Annotated in this window: 7 protein-coding genes; 3 read left to right on the top strand and 4 right to left on the bottom strand. The window is 63.2% G+C overall.

What is annotated here, in order from left to right; all coding sequences use genetic code 11:
• Window positions 1–263: pyruvate kinase (locus tag SPH52_RS20915; protein WP_411796969.1), on the bottom strand; the 263-nt coding region annotated here is incomplete at its 3' end.
• A 366-nt stretch (window positions 264–629) separates the two neighbouring features.
• On the opposite strand from SPH52_RS20915, the gene gap reads away from it, so the two are divergent.
• The gene (gene gap / locus SPH52_RS20910; protein WP_411796968.1) at window positions 630–1,652 is read left to right on the top strand and encodes a type I glyceraldehyde-3-phosphate dehydrogenase; all 1,023 of its coding nucleotides are present in this window, start codon (window positions 630–632) and stop codon (window positions 1,650–1,652) included.
• A 75-nt stretch (window positions 1,653–1,727) separates the two neighbouring features.
• On the opposite strand, the gene iolB is transcribed toward gap, so the two are convergent.
• The 3 genes from iolB to SPH52_RS20895 are packed head-to-tail and all read right to left on the bottom strand — an operon-like array spanning window position 1,728 to window position 4,444.
• The gene (iolB, locus tag SPH52_RS20905; protein ID WP_411796967.1) at window positions 1,728–2,531 is read right to left on the bottom strand and encodes a 5-deoxy-glucuronate isomerase; all 804 of its coding nucleotides are present in this window, start codon (window positions 2,529–2,531) and stop codon (window positions 1,728–1,730) included.
• A 20-nt stretch (window positions 2,532–2,551) separates the two neighbouring features.
• Window positions 2,552–3,547 (bottom strand): inositol 2-dehydrogenase, encoded by a 996-nt coding sequence (gene iolG / locus SPH52_RS20900; RefSeq protein ID WP_411796966.1) that lies wholly within the window; start codon window positions 3,545–3,547, stop codon window positions 2,552–2,554.
• Window positions 3,548–3,586: 39 nt separating this feature from the next.
• A complete protein-coding gene (locus SPH52_RS20895; protein ID WP_411796965.1) occupies window positions 3,587–4,444 on the bottom strand; it encodes a MurR/RpiR family transcriptional regulator in 858 nt (285 codons plus the stop codon).
• Between the two features lie 205 nt (window positions 4,445–4,649).
• Between SPH52_RS20895 and SPH52_RS20890 the strand changes: the two genes are divergently transcribed.
• On the top strand, window positions 4,650–5,588 hold the full coding sequence (locus SPH52_RS20890; RefSeq protein ID WP_411796964.1) for a sugar ABC transporter substrate-binding protein: 939 nt from the start codon (window positions 4,650–4,652) through the stop codon (window positions 5,586–5,588).
• 53 nt (window positions 5,589–5,641) lie between these two features.
• Window positions 5,642–6,772: an ABC transporter permease gene (locus SPH52_RS20885; RefSeq protein ID WP_411796963.1), complete on the top strand. Its 1,131-nt coding sequence runs from the start codon at window positions 5,642–5,644 to the stop codon at window positions 6,770–6,772.

The raw sequence follows: 6,772 nt of genomic DNA, 5'->3' as shown, positions 1-6,772 counted from the left end.
TCACGAAAGCGGGCGATGCGAATCTTGGGCCCCTGCAGGTCGCCCAGCGCGGCGACGCTCTTGCCCAGGCGGTCGGCGATCTCGCGCACGGCGCTCAGCCGGCGACGATGGTCGGCGGCGCTGCCGTGGGAGAAGTTGAGGCGCACCACGTCGACGCCGGTGCGGATCATCGCCTCGAGTACGCCCTCGCGGTCGCTGGCCGGCCCCAGGGTGGCGACGATCTTGGTACGGCGGAGAGGGATGTGCGGCAGTGGCTTCGGCATGTCGAGGCGCCTCCTGAAGGAAGGGGATGTCGTCAGACTACAACAATATCCCCTTTATGGTAAGTTTACTACATCATGTCGTGACACACGTTGCCGCCGCTTCGGCGGGCTTGGTTTGGTGATTCTGCCAGCCTGAAAAGGATGATGGGCTAGCACGGGTCGCTTCAGAAGGATCGATTCAGCAAAGCTTTTATGTTGTAAAGTTACTAAAAAAATCTTGAGTCCCTGAACAGTTTGCGTCACATTGAAGGACATACTGACAGGAGCCGCAGGCTGCCTAGCCGGCATCGCCGATGCCCGATCTCTGCCCACCGGCTCTATCCACTACCCTGAAAAGCTACAGAGACGCTCTGGAGGAGAGAGGACATGACACTCAAGATTGCCATCAACGGCTTCGGCCGCATCGGTCGTAACGTGTTGCGTGCTCTGTACGAGAACGGCTACCGCAACCGAGTCAAGGTGGTGGCCATCAATGACCTGGGCGACCCCGCTCTCAATGCCCACCTGCTGCGCCACGATACCGTGCATGGTCGTTTTCCGTTCAGCGTAGAGCATGACGAGGAGAGCATGACCGTGGACGGCGACCGCATTGCCATTCTCTCCCAGCGCGATCCGGCCGCGTTACCGTGGCAGTCGCTGGGTGTCGACCTGGTGATGGAGTGCACTGGCCTGTTCACCAAGCGCGAGGCTGCAGCCAAGCACCTCGAGGCGGGAGCAAAACGGGTGCTGATTTCCGCGCCGAGCCCGGACGCCGACGCCACCGTGGTGTACGGCGTCAACGAGGACGTGCTGAAGCCCGAGCACAAGGTGGTTTCCAACGCCTCCTGCACCACCAACTGCCTGGCGCCGGTGGCCAAGGCGCTCAGCGACACGGTGGGTATCGAGAACGGCCTGATGACCACGGTGCACGCCTACACCAACGACCAGAACCTGTCCGACGTCTATCACAGCGACCCCTACCGGGCGCGCAGTGCCACGCACTCGATGATCCCGACCAAGACCGGTGCCGCCGCCGCGGTGGGCCTGGTCCTGCCGGAGCTGGCCGGCAAGTTCGACGGCCTGGCGGTACGCGTGCCGGTGATCAACGTCTCGCTGGTGGACCTCGTCTTCACCGCCAGCCGTGATACCACCAAGGAAGAGATCAACGCGATCCTGGCCAAGGCCGCCGAGGCCTCGCCCGTGCTGGCGGTGAACGCCCAGCCGCTGGTTTCCATCGATTTCAACCACGACGCCAACTCTTCGACCTTCGATGCCAACCATACCCGGGTGAACGGCCGCCTGGTGAAGGTGATGGCCTGGTACGACAACGAGTGGGGCTTCTCCAACCGCATGCTGGATACCGCCCTGGCCATGCAGGCCGCAGGCGACGCCAAGCGCGAAGCGGCCTGATTCCGCGCGAGCCCAGGCGGGTAACACAAAAAAACCGGAGCGCCGCGGCGCTCCGGTTTTTTGTTTTCTGCCTGATCAGGCGTTGACGATCCACTCGTGGGCCGGGTCGTTCTGGAACTTCCATTCCCGCTTGGGGCCGGCCATCACATTCAAATAGTAGAGTTCGTAGCCGTGGGCGGCACCCACCGGGTGATAGCCGCGCGGTACCATCACGCAGCAGCCGTTCTCCACCACCATGGTCTCGTCCAGGCTCCGGTCGTCGGTATAGACGCGCTGGAAGGCAAACCCCTGGGGCGGATTGACTCGGTGGTAATAGGTCTCCTCGAGGAAGGACTCCTCCGGCAGGTTGTCCGTGTCGTGCTTGTGGGGTGGATAGCTGGACCAGTTACCGGCGGGGGTATAGACCTCCACCACCAACAGGCTGTCGGCCGGCTCGGTCTCCGGAAGAATATCCTGGATGTGACGGGTATTGGTGCCGCTGCCCCGGGTGCTGCGTTTGACCTGGTCGGGGGCAATCAGACGCGGCTCGTGGTTGCCATGGCCGGGCGCGCTGCACACCGCTAGCTCCAGGTCGGTGACGGCCTCTACGTCGTAGTTCACTCCATTGGGTAGATAGATGGCGTAGGGCGGTATCTTCTCGAAGACATCCATGCGTTCGCCGATCGCCTCCCAGCGATGTTCGCCGCTGGCGATGGTGGCACGCCCGGAAAGCAGCACCAGACAGCATTCTCGCTCTCCGGTATTGGCTTCGATCCGTTGGCCCTGGGCCAGCTTGTGGACCCGGAAGCCGACGTACTCCCAGCCGGCGGATTCGGGCGTGACGTCCAGCACGGTGCCCTGCGCATCGGGTGGCTGTGGGCGTACCAGTAGCGTTGCCATGAGCCCCTCCTTTGTCGATATCAGTGAATGGAGTCCAGCGCGATGCGACGCCCCTCGCGCAGCGAGCGTTCGGCCGCTTCGGCCAGGCGCAGGGCCTCGAGGCCGTCATGGGCACCGGCCAGGGGGGCACGTTGCTGTCGCCAGGCATCGACGAAATCGTCGATTTCGCGGCGGTAGGCCTCGGCGTAGCGCTCCAGGAAGAACCACTTGGGCTTCTCTTCCACCTGGCCCGTCTCGCTGGTGAAGCGCAGCCGGGTGTCGCTTTCGTTCTGGGCCTGCAGCATGCCGGCGCTGCCGAAAGCCTCGATGCGCTGATCGTAGCCATAGCAGGCGCGGCGCGAGTTGCCGATATGGCAGAGGCGGCCGCTGACGGTGGTCAGGGTGACCATGGCGGTATCGATGTCGCCAGCCTCGCCGATAGCCGGATCGATCAGGCAGCTGCCTTCGCCATGAACGTGGGCGATCGGCTCGTCGAGCAGCCAGCGGGCCATGTCGAAGTCATGGATCATCATGTCGCGGAACAGCCCGCCGGAGGCGCCGACGTATTCCGCAGGGGGTGGTGCCGGGTCGCGGCTGATGATGGTCAGCGTCTCCAGCCGACCGATCCGCCCCTCGTTGATGGCCTGCTTCAGGGCGGCGAATTGCGGGTCGTGGCGGCGATTGAAGCCCAGCGCACAGGTCACCGGATGGCTGGAGAGCACTCGTAGGGCGTCACGAGTACGGGGGAGGTCCAGGGCGATGGGTTTCTCGCAGAGAATCGCCTTGCCGGCCCGCGCCGCCTGCTCGAGGTAGTCGGCATGGGTCGGCGTGCTGGAGGCGATCAGCACGGCATCGATGGTGTCGGTGGAAAAGACCTCCTCGGAGGTCATCACCGGGCAGCCGTGTTCGACAGCCAACGCCTCGGCGGCTGGCCGGTGATGGTCGGCGACGGCAGCCAACTGCACGTCCCGGTGGCCGGCGATGGCCTGGGCGTGCACCTTGCCGATGCGCCCGGCGCCAATCAGGGCGAGTCTCATGTGCTCTCCTTCGTCTTGTTGTGAATGGGTGACACCCGCTCAGGCCAGGCCCCTGCCTTCGTCATTGCGATCGCTGGCCTTGTCCTGACGAACGCCGAGGGCGATGGCCAGGGTCTGGGTCAGGCACAGCGAAGCGGTCAGGCCCCGGAAGCTCTTGACCTCGGCCTCGTGAACGACCAGGACCACATCGGCGAGGCGTGCCAGCGGGCTCAGGCTGGAGTCGGTGATCACCACCAGCGGTATGCCGCGCTGCTTTGCCTGTGCCGCCGCCTCGCGGCTCTCCTCGGCGTAGGGCGAGAAACTCACCACCATCAATGCATCGCGCTTGCCGATGGTCTTGACCTGCTCGCCAAGCATGCCGCCCAGGCCGTTGAGCAGGCAGGCCCGCTTGTCGATGTGATGCAATGCATAAGTGAAATAACTGGCCACCACGAAGCTGCGCCGTGCACCCATCACGTGCACGATCTCAGCCTTGTCGAACACATCCAGCGCCTGTTCGAGGCAGCGTGGGTCGATGCGCCCCGGTAGCTGCTCCAGCACCTCGCGATTGGCCTCGGCGAACTCCCACAACAGCTGGGTGCTGTCCGGTGTCTCCCCGGTGGCGCTGCGCACGGCACGAATGCGCTCGGTGTAGTTGGGCAGTTCGTCCACCAGGCGCGTACGGAATAGTTGCTGCATCTCCGAGAAGCCGGAGAAGCCGAAGCTGTTGGCGAAGCGGATCAGGGTCGAGGGTGTCACATCCGCCTGCTCCGAGAGCTTGGCCACGGTGGCGAAGGCCACCTCCTGGGGATGATCGAGCAGGAACCGCGCTGTCTGCTGGAGGCGCCGGCTCAAGCTGGCGTACTCCTGTGTGATGCGGGTTTCCAGTTCGCTGAAATCCTGTGGCGTCTGCTTCATGTGTCGATTTTCCTTGCCCCGGCCGGGCACGTTGACTCGAGCCCGATGCATGTCTGGCAGTCTAGGTGTCATGGAATAAATATTCCAATCATACCAAAGTATAGAATGTTTGATTTGTAAAAATCGAAAAATGGAATCTATATTTCATCTCGACAACACGTTTCATGCCTGACCACCAATAACGATAATCACGAGGATTCTACCCATGGCACGTCTCACTCACTGGCTGCTCGCTTCGACTGCGGCAGCGGCTCTCATGGCGGGCTCGGCCCAGGCCCAGAACAGTGCCCGCTTCGTCATGGTGACCCACGGCGTACCCTCCGACCCGTTCTGGTCCGTGGTCAAGAACGGAGCCGAGGATGCCGCGGAGCTTGTCGGCGCCACCTTGGAGTACCGGGCCCCCTCGACTTTCGATATGGCCAGGATGCAGCAGCTCATCCAGGCGGCGGTGGCGTCGAATCCCGATGGCCTGATCGTCTCCTTTACCGATGAGAATGCACTTGGCGGTGTGGTCCAGAACGCCGTCGATAACGGCATTCCGGTGATCACGATCAACTCCGGGGGTGACGTTGCGGGCAACTATGGCGCTCGCCTGCATATTGGCCAGAGCGAATACGAAGCCGGCAGGCAAGCTGCCGAGCGCATGCAGGAGATGGGCGTCGAGAAGGGGCTCTGCGTGAACCATGAGCAGGGCAACCAGGGGCTCGATCAGCGCTGTGATGGTTTCGTGGCCGGCTTCGATGGCAATGCGTCGCAGCTGGCGACGACTTACGATCCCACGGAGATCCGCAATGCCATCGTCGCCTATCTCAACCAGAACGACGATGTGGGCGGCATCCTGACTCTCGGTGCGTTGGCTGCTGAACCGATGGTGCGTGCCATGCGGGATCAGGGGGCCACCGACATGTTCGTCCTGGGCACCTTCGACCTCTCGCCGAGCATCCTGGAGGCCCTCGAAAACGGCGAGCTGGACTTCGCTATCGACCAGCAGCAGTACTTGCAGGGCTACCTGCCGGTCATGTTCCTCGACCAGTTCGCCAGGAACGGCATGCTGCCAGCGGGCGACGTCCCCACCGGCCCGGGTTTCGTGACCCAGGAAAATGCCGCTCAGGTCATCGAGCTGAGCAAGAAAGGCATTCGCTGATATCCACCTTCTCACATGGGCCCGGCGAACCCGGGCCCAGGGAGCCGACTGTCATGAAGTCCAACGAACCCTCTCTGGCTAACGATTCGATGACGGAGCAACGGGATGAGCGCTTGCAGAAGGTGTCGTTCTGGAAAAAGGCGCTGAGCCGCCCTGAACTGGGCGCCCTGGCCGGCACTGTCCTGGTGCTCGCCTTCTTCATCGTCGCCGCCAGCGGCACCGGCATGTTCACGCCGGCGGGCATCGTCAACTTTCTTCAAGTGGCGGCCCAACTGGGCATCATCGCCACGGCTGCTGCGCTGTTGATGATTGGCGGCGAGTTCGACCTCTCCATCGGCTCGATGATCGGTCTGGCCGGCATCGTCATCGCCATCCCCGCCGTGGAGTACGGTTGGCCTCTGTGGGCAGCCATGCTGTTGGCCTTTTCCTGTGCGCTGCTGGTTGGCTGGATCAATGGCAATCTGGTCAATCGCACCGGTCTGCCCTCCTTCATCGTCACGCTGGGCTTCCTGTTCATCCTGCGCGGCCTGGCCATCGGCATCAGCCGCCTGCTGACCGGCCGTACCCAGGTCGGTGGCGTTCAGCAGCACATTCCCGGCGACTGGTTTGCCGCGCTCTTCTCCGGTGAAGTCGCTACCGGACTGTTCTCCTGGATGGCAACCCAAGGCTGGATCGCCACCAACTTCGCCGGGAATCCGGTGGTCACCGGTATTCCGGTCGCCATCGTCTGGTGGCTCGCGCTGACGGCGCTCGCTACCTGGGTCCTGCTCTGCACTCCCTACGGCAACTGGATCTTCGCCAGCGGCGGCGACGCCAACGCCGCACGCAACTCGGGGGTGCCGGTACATCGGGTCAAGATCTCGCTGTTCATGTTCACCGCCTTCTCGGCCACCATCTTTGCCTGCCTGCAGGTGATGGATACCGGCTCGGCGGACACCATCCGCGGGCAGCTCAAGGAGCTCGAGGCGATCATCGCCGTGGTCATCGGCGGGGCGCTGCTCACCGGCGGCTATGGGTCGGCCATCGGAGCGGCGCTGGGGGCACTAATCTTCGGCATGGTGCAGATGGGCATCTTCTATACCGGCGTCAATACCGACTGGTTCCAGGTGTTCCTCGGCGCGATGCTGCTGGTGGCCGTGCTGTTCAACAATTTCATGCGCAGGAAGGCGATGGAGGCCAAGTGA

Origin of the sequence: Halomonas sp. A29 (genome assembly GCF_046723295.1) — a bacterium.
In the GTDB taxonomy this organism is placed as follows: domain Bacteria; phylum Pseudomonadota; class Gammaproteobacteria; order Pseudomonadales; family Halomonadaceae; genus Halomonas.
This window is presented reverse-complemented; position numbering and strand designations above follow the sequence as displayed.

Coding starts and splice junctions, on each gene's coding strand:
- gap (WP_411796968.1), top strand. CDS start 630: ATGACACTCAAGATTGCCATCAACGGCTTCGGCCGCATCGGTCGTAAC.
- iolB (WP_411796967.1), bottom strand. CDS start 2,531: ATGGCAACGCTACTGGTACGCCCACAGCCACCCGATGCGCAGGGCACC.
- iolG (WP_411796966.1), bottom strand. CDS start 3,547: ATGAGACTCGCCCTGATTGGCGCCGGGCGCATCGGCAAGGTGCACGCC.
- SPH52_RS20895 (WP_411796965.1), bottom strand. CDS start 4,444: ATGAAGCAGACGCCACAGGATTTCAGCGAACTGGAAACCCGCATCACA.
- SPH52_RS20890 (WP_411796964.1), top strand. CDS start 4,650: ATGGCACGTCTCACTCACTGGCTGCTCGCTTCGACTGCGGCAGCGGCT.
- SPH52_RS20885 (WP_411796963.1), top strand. CDS start 5,642: ATGAAGTCCAACGAACCCTCTCTGGCTAACGATTCGATGACGGAGCAA.